Genomic DNA, 14,747 nt, shown 5'->3' on the forward strand with positions numbered 1-14,747 from the left:
TAACATATTCATTTTAATTTGTTTATTGTCTTTTTACGGGTGGTGGAGGCGGAGGCGGAATATTAGTTTCATCAGTCTTTTTTACAACAGGGAATTTTTTCTCCGGATTTACAATTTCTCCTTTTTTATTCACTTCCTGTCCCCAACGATTATAATACTTTGTTCCTTCTTTGTTTGTGATATAGTAAATAGTTTTATCATCCACTTTAACCGTACCTTTACTAGGAGTTTGTTTTAAAACTTTTCGTTTTGGTGGTGGAGGTGGTGGTGGAATATTAGTTTTGTCTCCTTTTTTTACAACAGGGAATTTTTTCTCGGGATTAATAATTTCACCATTCTTGTTAACTTCCTGTCCCCAACGATTATAATACTTTGTTCCTTTACTGTTTGTTATATAGTATAAATCTTGGTTTTTTATTTTAACCATTCCTTTTTTTGATTTGTCCTTTACTTCAATTTTCACAGGTCGGGCTTTTTTATCTTTCGAGTATTTTCTCGTCTGCTTTAACCATTTACGATATGCTTTATTAACTTTTTGTATTTCTTCTTCAGAAGCATCTGGAGCGGGTGGTGGAGGTGGAATGTATAGTTTATCCTCTTCTGTTAACTCACTCGGCAATCTGTAATAAAAATCATTTTCCTTCTTAATTTTAACATAAGGAGCATAAGGACGAGCCGCACGTTTAATTTTACGTCTATTTTCTCTTGTAAGTCGGAAATATTTCAATCCTAAGTCTGAATACATCTTATCTAGTTCATTTTTACGCTCAGGATCGCTTTTAATATAATGTGGATTTTGCTTTCTTAATCTGTCGTATTTTCTTTTTAATTTTCTGTAATCAGAAATCTCTTCTGATTGATCGATGTTTAGCTTATTAATTTCTTGATTAGAACTTTTAACTGTCTTTTGTATCTCAACTTTAAGAGGATCAACATTTTTTTGACTGAGCTCAGTAGTATATACTTTTTGAGTTGTGCCTTTTTTATGCTGTTTAGAGCTATTAGAAATTTCAATATTTGTTGCCTTAACAGAAGTTTCCTTTATATGGTTTGCTTCTGATTTTAGATTTCGTTTTTTAGCTTTCTGAGTGGTTTTCTCTTTTTTGTTAGCAATCATCCCATTCTGATTGATATATTGCTTCTTATTAGGATATAATGTAAAACCTAAAGTTTCCCAAGCAGTGTTTTTCAATCCTTTGAAATAAACTTTGTTGTCTGTGACTTTTATTGTGAAAGCATATACACCTTTGTTTGCATTTGATTTGTTAGTGAATCCCCAATCTGTAATAGTCAATTCCTTGTTCATAGGAACGTTAAGTTTTGCCCAACGTTCGCAATTATAACATTTTAGAATAGCTTTATTATCGGTTTTCTCAATTGAAGCAAGAAATGTATGCTTCGAGTTATCTTTGTTTTCAATGCTAGATTTTAAAGCGTCTTTGTTTGATAATTTACCCTTGATATCTTCCAAAGGAGAAATACTTGTTTCTTCACTTTTAGGGAATTCTAGATTTGAAATATCTGAATCTAAAAGTGTGTTATTTTTCATTTCATAGCTTTCTACTCTTTCTGCGAAAACATAAATACTTCCTGTTAGCAGTGGTATTACTGCTAGTTTTTTCAGCCAATTATTGACTTTTGATGTTCGTGTGCTCATCATAACTAATCGTTTTTTTGTTAATGAATAATTCAAATTACTGGCCAGGTAATAATCGTTGTTCCAAGCGGCTTTGTTTAATAACAAATGTTGATACTCAGAAATATTTTTATGAAGGTGAATCACCTTGTTATCTGCAATAAATTCGTGGTTTAGTTGAATAAGTTTTTTTAAGAAGTAGAATAAAGGATTGAACCAAAATATTATTTTCAATAATTCAATTAATAATACATCTACGGTATGTCGTTGTGTGACATGTGTTAATTCATGTGTGAGTAATTCTTCTTCTAACTTTTCGTTTTTATATTCTTCTTTATTGATAAAAATGTAATTCCAAAATGTATGCGGACTAATTAAATCTTCAACTAAAACAAGGGTAGCATTATCAATTTTGATTTTTATGTTCTGTCTTATCTTTAATATGATTTTAGATAGGTTTACGATGAAGCGAACAAAGAATATTGTTGAAATAACTAGAGACAAGATTCCAGCAATTGTCCAATAGCTAATTTCTTTTTTCTGTTGAACTATTTCCCCATTTAATAACTCTTGGTCAAAGTCAAGTGGAAAATCTAGCGTCTCAACTGGCACGTAGATGTTAATTACATATAATGGTGCCAAAAATGAAAATAATATGCTTCCTAAAAGATATGCACGATTGAATTGATGCATTTTTTCCTTTTCTAATACAAGCTTATAAAATACAAGCAAGAGTAGTAGGCAAATTGACGATTTAATTAAATAAGCAATCATTTCTTTTGTTCTTTAATTTGATTGTCAATAATCTTACGTAACTCTTCAAGTTCACTGACAGATAAATCTGTTTCCTTAGTGAAGAATGAAGCAAACTGGCTTGCAGAGTCATTAAAAAAGTTTTTAATTAACCCATTTACATGCTTAGAGAAATAATCGGACTTTTTAACTAATGGATAATATTCTCTTGATTTCCCAAACAATTTATAATCTATAAAACCTTTATCGCGCATTCTTTTTAAAAGAGTTGCGACAGTTGTAGTTGCTGGTTTTGGTTCAGGAAATTCAGAAAGGATATCTTTCATAAATCCTTTCTTTAGTTTCCATAATAATTGCATTAATTGTTCTTCGGTTTTGCTTAGCTGCATTTCTACAAAATTAGAATTCACTCTACAAATGTAGAAATAAAATTTAAATTCTACAAATGTAGAGTAAAAATAATTCTACAACTGTAGAGTAAAAGTTAAGCTTTTTTTAATTCTATATATGAATCTTGAACTTTAATAATGTTTTTGAAGTACTCCTTTAGGTAGTGATACTCTATGTTTGTGTAGATTGCTCTGTTTAAGCTGTACTTCATAAAAATGATAACTTCTTTATCGGTTTTGTTAATTCTATAAATTAGTTTTCCTCCTTTACCTGGTAAGCTTAAAGCTTTATTTTCTGGTACCTTAGATATTGTGTAACCATCAGGAATTGCAACTCTTATCGAAAAAGATTCAGACCATGCGTATCCAAAATCTACTGGGTAGTTTCGTTCTTTTAATTTAAATGGATTTTTCGTAGTTCTTTCTATTATAAAAGGATTCAATTTAATATTACTGTTTTCTAATGTGAAATCTGGAATTGAAATATTATATGATGTTTTAAAAACGTCCTTTTTATCAGAAATAACTTCAAATTCTTCCACCTCGATTAGCGGGTTTTCTGTTTCAAATTCCTCTAAAAATTCTTCTTCTGATTTTACTTTTAGAGCTTTTCGTTTAATTAGTGCGTTGTATCCTTTGTCAGTAGTAATAATGTCACCAACCATTTCTCCGTCTTCATTAAATTTCAGAGATATGTTATTTCTAATTGAGGATCTATAATTTGGTTTCAGGAGTTCCCAATAGCTTCCTTTTTTAAAATCAAAAACTCTAACCTCACCGTTTAAACATTCGAATGGAAATTCCCCAAAAATAAAATTCTTATCAGTTGCATCTAAGAAATGAGTTTTACCGTCAGTAATTACTTTGACTAAATAATAATTGAACTTCTTAATAGAAGGATGAAGTTTGGTTAGTATACCATTATTTCGTGTAGATAAGGCAACAACATAACTTTCAATTCCCGCAGCTTGTAGGGCATTATATAGCACCAAGTTTATACCATCAACACCTCCTGTATTTTTTTGATAAATTTCTTTTACTCTTATTGTTTTTGTTCTGAATTTCTTGTTCCAAGAGAGTTTTTCTTGGATATGATTATATATTGCTTCAGCTCTTTCTGATTCAGAGGTAATAGAGAATAAATTTTGAGGAAGTTTCTTTCTGAAATATCCTTTTTTGGAGGTCTGTGCATCGAGGAAATTTTTACGCATTGTTTCATCTGCGTCTTTCCAAGTTTTTGTATATCTTGTAACTACACCATTGGTTTGAGTAAATGAAATAGGTTCAAAAATCAATTTTGCTTTAAAGTTTTCTTCCGATACCATGAAATCTTCTTTCTTAAATGCCGGTATATTATCCATACCATATTCCATTACCGAACAATCTCCTTGGCCTAATCCACCAATGCTAATACAATCTCTTTTAATATAAGATTTGTTTCGGTCTAATTTCTGTGCGGAGCGAATCCTAATGTTATACTTCCAATTACCAGGGAATGAAGAGATAAAGTCGCTTTTTAACTTAGGGATATTCCATTGGAATTTCCAATCATCTATTTGACTATATGGAGAAAAAATACTGTATCGATACTCAATAACAGAACCTTCTTTAATATTTGGAAGCGTAAAAGAAACTTGTGTCCAATTTTCGTAAGGTTGTTTTTTGAAAATTTGTTTATCAAGTAAAAATATTTTCGTTCTCTTGCCGTCTTCTAAGTTATAAGTAACAGCTTCTATATATTTTATTTGTTCTTTTTGATATAAATCAACTTCAATCGTAGTTCTATTAAATTCAGATTTATTAAAAATCTTTATTCTTCTATAAATATCTCTTCTAAAATCGTAGTTGTTTTTGTCATCAACGTAAGAATATCCTTTTTCTTCCAAAACTAATGCCCCAGCAGTTGAATCTTTGTCATAATAACCCATCTTCAACTCGGCATCCTTAACTTGACCAAGTTTTGGAGTTTTGGTATTTCTCTGGCTATAAATAGAAAAACTACTTATCATTAAAATAAGTAGTATTATATGTGTGTTTTTCATGTTGTTAATTATTCTGATTCTTTGATGTATTCAACATAAGAATCTTGCAAGGTTATGATTTCTTTAAAGAACTTTTTTAAGTTAAGATATTCTGTGTTGTTGTATTTATTTCTATTTAACTTAATATTCATTGTAATTTTAAGATTCTCACCTGATCTTTGAACTTTGTATTCTAATTCACCTCCATTGTAAGGTATTTTATAGTTTTTAGTTAAAGGTATTTTTAACAGTTCATATCCTTCTGGAGCATTAATAAAAATAGTGTAGGAATCGCTCCATTTATAACCTAAATCAATTGGATAGTAGCGTTGATTAAACTTGAAAGGGTTTTCCTTGTATTTATCTACAATAAACGGAGAGAAACGAATTTGTTTTTGTGAAGTATCAATATCAGGAATTGAAACTGTAAAAGAAGTTTTTATTCTTTGTTCTTTTTTAGAAAGTATTTCAAACTCATCAACTTCTATATCTGGATTTTTTGTTTCAAAGTCTTCCAGATATTCTTCTTCGGATTTGCTATTCAGTTTTTTTCTTTCAATTAATGCTGAATATCCTCTGCTTTCACGAGTAATATCCGCAATCGCCTCATTTTGTTCATCGAACTGAATTTTAATTCTATTTCGTAATGAGGTATCGTATTTAGGGCTAATTTCTTCCCAATAACTTTCTTTCTCGAAATCTAAAACTCGCCCTTCACCATTTAAACATCTGTAAGGTATTTCCCCAAAAGTTAAATTTTTATCTGTGGCATCTAGATAATAAGTTTGCCCTTCAATAATAACCTTTACTATAATGTAATTAAAATTAGAAACAGAAGGAAATAATTTAGTAATAGAACCATTTTTTCTTGTTGATAGAGCAACGATATAACTTTCAATATTTGCAGCTTTTAAAGAATTGTATAGTGTTAGGTTTATACCATCAACACCACCAGTTTTTTGTTGAAAAACTTGTTTGACCTTAATTTTATTTTGAGACCAAAAATCGTTGTTCCAGTTTAACCTATTTTGAAGGAATGAATAGATTTTTTGGGCTCTCTCTTTATCGTCAGATATGTTTAAAATATCAGAAGGTAAATTTTTTTCGAAATAACTTGTTTTTGAGGTTTGACCATCAAAGAAATTGGTGCGTAAAGTTCTGTCAGCATCATTCCATGTTTGAGTATAAATCTTTTTTGCACCTTTTAAACTTGTAAAAGAAACTGGCTCAAAAATTATTTTAGCGATATAATTTTTTCGAGATAACATGAAATCCTCAGTTAGGAATGCTTTAATATCATCCATTCCATACTCATAAACCACGCAATCACCCTCTCCAATACCTGGGTATAATATACAATTTCGTTTTACAAAAGAATTATCTCTATCCAAAGATTTATATCCTTGGAATCTTAGATTATATTTATAATTACCAGGGATTTCTGCAACAATATCACTTTTAATTTTTGGAATCTTAGATTGAAAAATCCAGTCATCAAGTTTAAAGTAAGGAGAAAATACACTGTAAGAATACTCTATCACACAACCCTCTTTGATATTTGGTAAAGTAAAAGTTACTTGTTGCCATTTATTGGATAATTTCTTTTTAAAAATTTTATTTTCTAAGAGATGAATTTTTGTAGTCCTACCATCTTCTATATTGTATGTAACTGCTTTAATAAATTTTATTTTCTCGTCTCCGAAAATATTGATTTTAACAGTAGCTAGTTCTAATTCAGATTTATTAAATATTTTAATTCTTTTATAAATGTCAGTTCGGAAATCATATTTGTTTTTTCGATCAACCCAAATATGACCCTTTTCTTCCAGAACTAATGCGCCAGCGGCAGAATCGTTCTCGTAAAATTTCTGTGAAAGTTCTTGGTTAGTTACTTGTCCTAATTTTGGAACTTTACTATTTTTTTGACCGGAAACCGAAAAACTACTTATAACTAAAATAAGTAGTATTAAATATTTGTTTTTCATATTGTTAATTATTCCTTTACTAGTACAATTTTTTCTGTTTGTTTAGCAACAATTTTAGTGTAGAATTCCTTTAAACTACCGTAGTAATTTGGCGAGATGATTGGGCTATTTATTTGAATAATAGAACTAACATTAATTACATTACCAGAATTTTCTACCTTAAATTTGAAAAAACCTAAATTATCTGGCAATCCGATAGCAAACTGTTCAGGTAAAGTTTCTGGAGTGTAACCTTCAGGAATTTCGATAGAAATATTGTTTGTCTCTTTCCAGGCTGAAGCAAAGTCAACTGGAAAAGTTCGGTCATCTGATTTAAAAGGATTTGTATTTTCTGTTAAAAATAACAAAGGATTGATAAGCAACTTATTATTTATGCCCTCTACTAAATCTTCCGAACTAAATTTTATAAGTTTATTATAAGACTTGTAATTGTTTTCTTTGTTGCTAATCCTAAAATTTTCTATTTCAATATTATATTTTTCTTCTAATTTAGAAATGACTTCATCTTTACTGTAATGATTGTATCTCTTTCTTCCCAACATAGCGCTAAGCATTTCCTCGGTTGTTCTCAATAATCCAGAGACATTACCTTCTGCGTCAACTTTTACTTTTAAAGAATTTAATTCAGAAGAATGTTTTGTAGGGTTTAAGTTTACCCAAGTTGAGTAGCCAACTTTAGTGACTTTTCTTCCGTTCCAGTTTAAGGCTCGAATAGGAAGAACATTTGGAATTGAATATGGTTCTGTAGCATCTAAAAGCATTGTGGTACCATCTGTAAATTCCACCAAGCTTATCACATAATTAAAACCTTGTAGAGTTGGGAAAAGTGGTACACCATGACTTCGAGAACTAACTAAAACAGGATTGGCTCCTAAGCCTGCTTCTCTTAGCATTGCCGTCAATATTAAGTTAATTTCAGCAACATTACCTGTTCCGTCTTTATATGCCTTCTTAACACCTTTATCTACATATTTCCCATAATAATTATTCCATTTCACTTTGTTTTTTACAAACTCAAAGATTGCTAAAGCCTTTTGTACATCTCCTTTAGCTGAGGTAAGAATAAGATTTAAATCATCAACGAAATAACTAGTTTTTTCTATTTCTCCACCAAAATTCGGGGACTTATAAATTTGTTGACTTACATTTTCCCAAGAATTAGTGAAAGTTTTAATTCTTGAATTAGGAAATTTAGCAGCTGATATTTCATACTTCATTCCCCCGAAATAATTTTGGATATTCGACACGAATGGTTCATTAGCATCTAAAGCAGGAATATTTTCAGCATGATATTCATCTATGTTGTACTTTAAATCGATATTATTATTATAAACTTCCGAAGATCTCATTGTCCCGCCTAATCCATTCGAAGTTGCTCTTCTATCGGTTCTAACTCTTTGGGTATACGAGATTCTACCTTGTCTAGTATGTGATTTAGGAGATATTGCAAAATACCCTTTATTCACTTTGTTAAACACATACCATTCTGGAATTTCAATCTTTGTATATAATTTTTTAATAGGAATATGAGTTTGAAATTTTAAATCATCAATGGTTGTTCTATACGGAGAAATATGCTTGTATACGAGATCAATTACAGAACCTTCTTTTATGTCTGGCATTGTAATTTTTTTAACACTTCTATATTTGTTTAATTTCTCGTCAAAAACATTGTTATCACCTAATTTAACTTTAGATGTTTTCCCATTATTATCAATGTTAAAAGTGTAACCTTTTAGGTTTGTTATCTTTTCATTATCTCCTGATTCTGGTTTATAATAAACAATGTTAAAATTGGCTTCATCAAAACCTTCTTTATTATAAATTTTTATACGATGATGAAATTCATTTACAATTTGAAAACCTGTATTTTTATTAAATTTATAATACGTTTTTCTTTCTTTAAACAAATAAGCTGAATTTGCAGTAGAATCTCCCGGATAAACTTTTTCTTCAAGAGCTTGTTTTGATACTTTTCCGAATTTAATTTCTTGTGCGTTACCTAAAAAAGTAATCAGTAATGTAAGGGCTAAAATGATTTTTTTCATAGTTTTTTGTATTATAATTTTTGTAGTGCAATTCTTAAACCTTCTTGTTTTGCGATACGTTTTCTAAATTTTCGATATAATTTATAATCTTCTTTTGGGTAAGTTCCTTCTTTAATAAGGAGTGTTTTGTGATAAGAAATAGTTTTTTCGTCTACTTTTTTAATTTCCATAAAATAGCTTCCGAATTTTGTGGAAATTTCAACTTTCGCTGGAAGCGTAGTAATCTTATATCCTTCAGGAATAGTAAAGGTGAAATTATCAACGTCTTTATAACCTCTTTTTATTTGTAGAGGATGATTTCTTGTTCTATAACGTTTCGGGACATAATTATTTCTGTTAAAAACATTTACTCGCACTAAAAGTTCATTAGCGGTAATACTAGCGTAATCAGAAATGTTTACCTGAAGCTTCTCCTTAAAAACAACATTGTTTTTGTCGTTTTTTAGACTTGTAGATTTAATTTCTAAGTTATTGTTGTAAGACCATAAGTTTGATTTATAGTATTTCTCCAAATCAACTTTTGCTAAGTTTTCAATAGCGTATTTATCGTCATACTGAACACCTTTTGAAACAATCTCAACTTCAGCTTCTACGTTACCGGACTTATCAAGTTTTATTTGAGCTTCACATGTTTGTAGGTTCGTCTCATTTTTATAAGATGGTGTTCGTTTAATTATTCCACCTTCTGGAGTAATAACTAGCACATTTCTATCGTCAGTAAATTCTCCAACAAAACCAAAAGGAATGGTTTGGCTTGTACATTCTAACCAAACATCATTGCCGTTATTTGGTAAGTTCAGAATCATGTGATTTCCTTGGATAGAGGAGAAATCTTTATCGATATCTTTTCTGTCATTGGCATATACTAATGTGTGATAAGATTCTACACCAACAACATCAAGGAGTGCTTTTGTGTAGTTTGTTAAACCTTTACAATCGCCATATCCCATTTTGTCTACTTCATTTGCAGGAATAGGTTCCCAACCACCAATTCCTACTTGAACACTGATGTATCTTGTTTTGTTTTGAACGAATTCGTAAATCTTTTTAGCTTTTTCAATGTCATTATCAATTCCAGCTACCAAACTTTTAGCTTTTTCAATAGTTGCCGGACTTAATTCTGTTCTTCCTTGGATTAACTTAGCATTCATCCATTTACCAAATTCCTTCCAATCCGTTCCGCTTCCAGAAACTCCTTTTAAAGTGAATTGATTTAAAGCCACGGATAGGTTTGGTGAAATCTCAGAAAAATCTAGACTATTCCTTTCGTATTCTATCGCTGGAATATTTTCAGCTACAAAATGAATTTGTTCTTCAGATAAATTTTTAATTGTGAAACCTTCAAAGTTTTTTTCTTTAACTCTGGTTTCAATATTATTTGGGTTGTTAATTTTATATTCACTTTTTTCTACCGAAACGTAGTATGAGTCAATTGGATACCATTTTGGGATAAAACCTGTAGATGATGTTTTATACTCTTTTTCAAAAACAATTGTATACGGATAATTAGTAGGTGTGTAATCGATATATTTTACTCTAGAGTCTGAGTACAATGTTCCTCCATCTACCGCACTAACATCTGTGAATTTACTTTTTGAATATTTTTTTATTTCTTTCCCAAATGAATTATATACTTTAACTGATAAGTCAGTGATTTTTGTATCATTATCATAGGACGCGTAAGCACCAACATGTTTATTTCCTAATTTATTTAAAACAGTGGTTACTCTTCTTTCTTTAACGGTCATTTCATTGAGAGCGTCTATATTAATTTCGATATAGTTATCTCGAATAACAGCGTTAGCATCCTTAGTTAATTCTGGGGATAATGTAAGCGCAATCAATTTTCCTTCTTGAGCATAGAAACTTGAAAAACAGCAAAAAAATAACACGAATGCACTAGCAATTTTTATTCTCATAGTCTTAATTTTCAGGCAAATTTATAAAAAAAAATAAAATAGGACTTTCCTGAATTTTATTTTGGTTTCAACTAGATTTGTAATTGTTAGAGTTAAAAGATGAAAAAAAGGTATTTTTTTGTGATTTTTCTATGTTTTGTATTTCAAGCGACTTTTGGTCAGTATAAGTTTGAAAGAGAATATAGAGTGAAAGAAAGTAAAGTTCCGCAGCAAGCTATTGAATTTATGAATCAAATCAATTTCAATAAAAGGATTAAATGGTTTGCAGAGGAGAGTCAGGATGGCAAAACCTTCGAAGCCAAAGTTTATTATAAAGGAAAAAAGCATAGTATAGAGTTTTCCTCAAAAGGAGAAATAATTGATATAGAAGTGAAAGTGAAATTTTCTCAGATTGCTAAAACTATTCAAGAGAATATAAAATCAGTTTTAAAAGAAAAATTTAAAAAGTTTAAAATAAGAAAAGTTCAGTTGCAGTATAAGGGGAGCGAAGAGTTGCTTAGAGAAAACATTATGAATAAATTTTCAATTGCACCTCGATATGAAATTGTTATAAAAGGAAAGTCGGATAAAAATTTTGAGCTGTTTGAAATACTATTTGATTCAACTGGGCAACATATTGAAAAGGAATTGAAATTTAGCCCTGATAACTTTGATAATCTACAATTCTAAAGTTACATGAAAAAGTTTGCTGTTGTTTTCTTTTTATTTGGTTTACTTTATGTCAATTCGCAATCAGAACTAAGTTTTGGTTCGTTACCTAAAGTCAATTTGTCAAAGAAATTTTCAAGTTCCGTAAAATGGGTAAATAGTATTGAGTCGAGAGAAATAATTTACAATAAAGCGCTACAGTTCAATCATAATTTAGTTGATGTGTCGACTATTTTATCTGTAAAAACAGATGTTTATCAATCTTTTAATTTTGGGTATATTGTTCGCTTTTCAGAAGGAGAAACTGTACATAGATTGCTGCAACATTTTAATGTCGTTCAGAATTTTGATAATATGAAACTAGCCCATCGTTTGGGGATGGAGCAATTTTTTCAAGAGAAGATTAAACCACAATACAGAACCAGATATAGAGTTACTTTTGAAAAGCCATTAAACGGAGAGAAAGTTGATGTAAAAGAGTGGTATTTAAAAGTTTCAAACGAGTATTTATATCAATTTAATAAGAATGATTTCGAGGCTCGAATTTCACCTTATTTAGGTTATCAGTTGAATAAGAAAGATAAATTAGAGTTTGGTTTAGATTATCGTTTAGGTAGACTTTTGGAGAGCGAAAAAAAGAACACACTTTGGTTTCGAACAACTTGGTATATATCGATATAAAAAAAGCACCACGTAAATGGTGCTTTTCATTTTTATTACTTACTTAATTCAGTAAAATATTTATAAAAATACGGAATGGTTTCAATACCTTTTAAGTAATTCCAAACACCAAAATGTTCATTTGGAGAATGTATTGCGTCAGAGTTTAATCCGAATCCCATAAGTATAGTTTTACTTTTCAACTCTTGCTCAAATAATGCTACGATTGGAATACTTCCACCGCTTCTTTGTGGAATAGGAGTTACACCAAATGTTTCTTGATACGCTTTACTTGCAGCTTGATATCCAATATTATCAATTGGAGTTACATAACCTTGTCCACCATGATGAGGAGTAACTTTTACTTTAACTCCAGCCGGAGCAATATTTTCAAAATGTGTTTTGAATAACTCAGTAATTTCTTCCCACTCTTGATTCGGAACCAAGCGCATTGATATTTTAGCATAAGCTTTAGAAGCAATTACGGTTTTTGCTCCTTCACCAGTATAACCACCCCAAATTCCATTAACATCTAAAGTAGGTCTGATAGAATTACGTTCATTGGTTGTATACCCTTTTTCACCATAAACAGCATCAATGTCTAGTGCATTTTTATATTCTTCTAAAGAAAATGGAGCTTTTGCCATTTCATCTCTTTCCTCACGAGATAATTCTTCTACCTTATCGTAAAAACCAGGAATTGTAATATGATTATTTTCATCATGTAATGAAGCAATCATTTTTGATAAAATATTAATCGGATTAGCCACAGCTCCTCCATATAAACCAGAGTGTAAATCTCTATTTGGCCCAGTCACTTCAACTTCAACATAACTTAAACCTCTTAACCCGGTTGTAATAGAAGGAATTTCGTTAGCAATCATTCCTGTATCTGAAATTAAGATAACATCATTAGCTAATTTTTCAGTATTTCTAGGCACAAACCAAGCTAAACTTTCAGAGCCAACTTCTTCTTCACCTTCAATCATGAATTTAACATTACAAGGAAGGTTACCTTGAGAAGTCATATATTCTAATGCTTTTACATGCATATACATTTGTCCTTTATCATCACAAGCTCCACGAGCAAAAATGGCACCTTCAGGATGAATGTCTGTTTTTTTAATCACAGGATTAAAAGGAGGAGAGTCCCATAGATCAATCGGGTCTGCTGGTTGAACATCGTAATGTCCGTAAACCAGAACAGTAGGAAGATTTTCATCTATAATTTTTTCTCCATATACAATAGGATAACCAGGAGTTTCACATAATTCAACTTTATCACATCCTGCTTTTTGTAAAGATTCCATAATGGCATCAGCAGTGTTTAAAACATCTTGAGAAAAAGCAGTATCTGCACTTACAGAAGGAATTTTTAATAAATCAATAAGTTCCTGAATAAATCGGTCTTTATGATTCGTAATATATTCTTGAATGGTTTGCATTATAAATAGTTATTTAACGCTAAGTTAATTCATTTTTAAGGAAGTATTAAAATCTAAATCTAAGGATATATAAAAAAATACCACAAATAGTATAATTAAGTTTGTAATTTGAATAGTTTATGTATATTTGCAGACCAATTTTTTGTAACGCGGGTGTGGTGGAATTGGTAGACACGCTAGACTTAGGATCTAGTGCCGTGAGGCGTGGGGGTTCGACTCCCTTCACCCGTACAAAAGCTAAAAAGCATCTTAGATTTCTAAGATGCTTTTTTATTTTCTCAATATAAATAATCAGAAGAAATTGTTTACTCTTAATTAATTGATGTAAAAATATTATGGCTTAGTCTTCCTCGATATAATGTTTATAATCCTTCTCATAAAATATTTCAGTAGGTGTTATAACTGGTTGTCGTGTTTTCATACTTAGAATTGCCTTAACGGAGATTTTCATTAACTTATCCGTTGTACTCCTTTTAAATATATCTGCTAATCTCCAAAGACCATCTGGTGTTATAGCGATTAAGTCCGCATGAATTAATCTGGTGAAGTTTATTATACCATTTTCTATATTCAAATCGTTGTAAATATTCAACGTATAATTATTTAAATCAAACCTAGAGCTAAATTCTTTCATTAATTTTAGGCTATCATGAGTTCTTTGAAATCGGTTTGGAGTGTTTACTTTTAAAAGGTGTAGCTTAGTATCGAAAAGATCTATAATTCGCTTCATTTTGGAAAATACTTTATATACTTCTCCATAAAACTCAGAAGCCAAAACAATGTTTTCTATATTAAATTCACTAAATTTTTCTTGAATAATTAATACTGGTATTTTTGCTTGACTCATAACTTTTGATGTGTTTGAGCCAATGAATGTTCCTGCAGATCTTGTGGTTCCGTAAGCACCCATTACGATTAGCTCAGCTTTATATTCCTCAGCATAGTCAAGAATAGTATTATATACATTATTTCGCAATTCGTAAATGGTCTTAACATTTTTTAGGTAATGTAAGTCTACAATTTCATTCAATTTATTCTGAATATTTCTTACAGTAGTACGTCCACCTGGCATATTATGATAATTTTCATAGGAATCATCATCAGAATTTAAAGGTCTGTTGATTACATGTAAAAGAATCAGTTTAGCTTCAGTTTGTTTTGCAATTGAAGCAGCAGCACTTACTGCATGTTTAGCATGTTCAGTAAAGTCTGTAGCTACTATTATATTCTTCATGTGTATGTG

The 14,747-nt window shown here is 30.3% G+C and carries 10 protein-coding genes and 1 tRNA gene; 3 read left to right on the forward strand and 8 right to left on the reverse strand.

Going from position 1 to position 14,747, the window contains the following annotated elements; all coding sequences use genetic code 11:
• Positions 1 to 22: 22 nt before the first annotated feature.
• The 6 genes from ACOSP6_RS13075 to ACOSP6_RS13100 form a co-directional block, all read right to left on the reverse strand.
• Complete coding sequence (locus tag ACOSP6_RS13075; protein ID WP_422094354.1) at positions 23 to 2,329, reverse strand: M56 family metallopeptidase; 2,307 nt, start codon at positions 2,327 to 2,329, stop codon at positions 23 to 25.
• Positions 2,330 to 2,406: 77 nt separating this feature from the next.
• Positions 2,407 to 2,778: a BlaI/MecI/CopY family transcriptional regulator gene (locus ACOSP6_RS13080; protein WP_422094355.1), complete on the reverse strand. Its 372-nt coding sequence runs from the start codon at positions 2,776 to 2,778 to the stop codon at positions 2,407 to 2,409.
• A gap of 95 nt (positions 2,779 to 2,873) precedes the next feature.
• On the reverse strand, positions 2,874 to 4,820 hold the full coding sequence (locus tag ACOSP6_RS13085) for a hypothetical protein (RefSeq protein ID WP_422094356.1): 1,947 nt from the start codon (positions 4,818 to 4,820) through the stop codon (positions 2,874 to 2,876).
• 8 nt (positions 4,821 to 4,828) lie between these two features.
• Positions 4,829 to 6,784 carry a hypothetical protein gene (locus ACOSP6_RS13090; RefSeq protein ID WP_422094357.1) on the reverse strand — a complete coding sequence of 652 codons (1,956 nt, stop codon included), beginning with the start codon at positions 6,782 to 6,784 and terminating at the stop codon, positions 4,829 to 4,831.
• Positions 6,785 to 6,792: 8 nt separating this feature from the next.
• The gene (locus tag ACOSP6_RS13095; protein WP_422094358.1) at positions 6,793 to 8,832 is read right to left on the reverse strand and encodes a transglutaminase domain-containing protein; all 2,040 of its coding nucleotides are present in this window, start codon (positions 8,830 to 8,832) and stop codon (positions 6,793 to 6,795) included.
• A gap of 11 nt (positions 8,833 to 8,843) precedes the next feature.
• Complete coding sequence (locus ACOSP6_RS13100; RefSeq protein WP_422094359.1) at positions 8,844 to 10,751, reverse strand: DUF3857 domain-containing protein; 1,908 nt, start codon at positions 10,749 to 10,751, stop codon at positions 8,844 to 8,846.
• A gap of 186 nt (positions 10,752 to 10,937) precedes the next feature.
• Between ACOSP6_RS13100 and ACOSP6_RS13105 the strand changes: the two genes are divergently transcribed.
• Both ACOSP6_RS13105 and ACOSP6_RS13110 read left to right on the forward strand, forming a co-directional pair.
• Positions 10,938 to 11,420 (forward strand): hypothetical protein, encoded by a 483-nt coding sequence (locus ACOSP6_RS13105; protein ID WP_422094360.1) that lies wholly within the window; start codon positions 10,938 to 10,940, stop codon positions 11,418 to 11,420.
• A gap of 6 nt (positions 11,421 to 11,426) precedes the next feature.
• Positions 11,427 to 12,080, forward strand: a complete 654-nt coding sequence (locus ACOSP6_RS13110) for a DUF2490 domain-containing protein (RefSeq protein ID WP_422094361.1) — start codon at positions 11,427 to 11,429, stop codon at positions 12,078 to 12,080.
• Positions 12,081 to 12,115: 35 nt separating this feature from the next.
• Here the strand turns inward: ACOSP6_RS13110 and ACOSP6_RS13115 are convergent, their stop codons facing one another.
• A complete protein-coding gene (locus ACOSP6_RS13115; RefSeq protein WP_422094362.1) occupies positions 12,116 to 13,504 on the reverse strand; it encodes a dipeptidase in 1,389 nt (462 codons plus the stop codon).
• Between the two features lie 149 nt (positions 13,505 to 13,653).
• On the opposite strand from ACOSP6_RS13115, the gene ACOSP6_RS13120 reads away from it, so the two are divergent.
• Positions 13,654 to 13,735, forward strand: a tRNA-Leu gene (locus ACOSP6_RS13120).
• Between the two features lie 109 nt (positions 13,736 to 13,844).
• Here ACOSP6_RS13120 and ACOSP6_RS13125 read toward each other — a convergent pair.
• Complete coding sequence (locus tag ACOSP6_RS13125; protein WP_422094363.1) at positions 13,845 to 14,738, reverse strand: universal stress protein; 894 nt, start codon at positions 14,736 to 14,738, stop codon at positions 13,845 to 13,847.
• Between the last annotated feature and the right edge of the window lie 9 nt (positions 14,739 to 14,747).

Source organism: Tenacibaculum sp. MEBiC06402, from assembly GCF_049239625.1.
Classification (GTDB): domain Bacteria; phylum Bacteroidota; class Bacteroidia; order Flavobacteriales; family Flavobacteriaceae; genus Polaribacter.

What these genes read in the sequence shown, in the direction of transcription:
- ACOSP6_RS13075 (WP_422094354.1), bottom strand. Translation starts at nt 2,329, where the DNA reads ATGCATCAATTCAATCGTGCATATCTTTTAGGAAGCATATTATTTTCA.
- ACOSP6_RS13080 (WP_422094355.1), bottom strand. Translation starts at nt 2,778, where the DNA reads ATGCAGCTAAGCAAAACCGAAGAACAATTAATGCAATTATTATGGAAA.
- ACOSP6_RS13085 (WP_422094356.1), bottom strand. Translation starts at nt 4,820, where the DNA reads ATGAAAAACACACATATAATACTACTTATTTTAATGATAAGTAGTTTT.
- ACOSP6_RS13090 (WP_422094357.1), bottom strand. Translation starts at nt 6,784, where the DNA reads ATGAAAAACAAATATTTAATACTACTTATTTTAGTTATAAGTAGTTTT.
- ACOSP6_RS13095 (WP_422094358.1), bottom strand. Translation starts at nt 8,832, where the DNA reads ATGAAAAAAATCATTTTAGCCCTTACATTACTGATTACTTTTTTAGGT.
- ACOSP6_RS13100 (WP_422094359.1), bottom strand. Translation starts at nt 10,751, where the DNA reads ATGAGAATAAAAATTGCTAGTGCATTCGTGTTATTTTTTTGCTGTTTT.
- ACOSP6_RS13110 (WP_422094361.1), top strand. Translation starts at nt 11,427, where the DNA reads ATGAAAAAGTTTGCTGTTGTTTTCTTTTTATTTGGTTTACTTTATGTC.
- ACOSP6_RS13115 (WP_422094362.1), bottom strand. Translation starts at nt 13,504, where the DNA reads ATGCAAACCATTCAAGAATATATTACGAATCATAAAGACCGATTTATT.
- ACOSP6_RS13125 (WP_422094363.1), bottom strand. Translation starts at nt 14,738, where the DNA reads ATGAAGAATATAATAGTAGCTACAGACTTTACTGAACATGCTAAACAT.